Origin of the sequence: Actinomadura sp. BRA 177 (assembly GCF_013372625.1) — a bacterium.
Taxonomy (GTDB): Bacteria; Actinomycetota; Actinomycetes; order Streptosporangiales; family Streptosporangiaceae; genus Spirillospora.
Map to the genome: position 1 here is coordinate 1 of NZ_JABXFD010000702.1, position 493 is coordinate 493.

Here is a 493-nt window from a genome sequence, read left to right on the forward strand (position 1 = left end):
GCCACACCCTGCTGCGCGGCGACTCGCTGGTCCGTGTCACCGCGCTGCCCGGCCGGCACGCGCCGGGACCGGCGCGGCGCCTGCTGCCGCCGGTGATGGGGAGCCTGCTGGAGTTCGGCGACCGCTCCGGCCGGATCCGTCTGGTCATGTACCTCTCGGGCGACACCGTGATGTTCGGCGGGCTGCGCGACATCGCCCGCCGGTGCCCGGGCATCCATCTGGCGGTACTGCACCCCGGCGGGACCACGCTGCCCGGCGGCCTCGTCGTCACCATGGACGCCGGGCAGGGGGCCGACCTGCTCGAGCGGCTCACCGCGCACGCCGCCTACTACGGCAGGCTCCAGGAAGTGGGCGGCCGGCTCCGCGAGATCCAGGCCGAGGCCGCGACCGTCGAAGAGGGGTGGCTGATGCTCGCCGAGGATCTCGGCTAGCAGGACGGCCACTGGAGGATCCGGCCCGGACCGGGGATCATCCCTCAGTGACGACTTGGATC

General features: G+C 73.6%; 1 pseudogene. It reads left to right on the top strand.

Annotation, left to right across the window (positions count from 1 at the left end):
* Positions 1-431: pseudogene (locus tag HUX53_RS38575) on the top strand (MBL fold metallo-hydrolase); the annotation flags it as partial.
* Between the last annotated feature and the right edge of the window lie 62 nt (positions 432-493).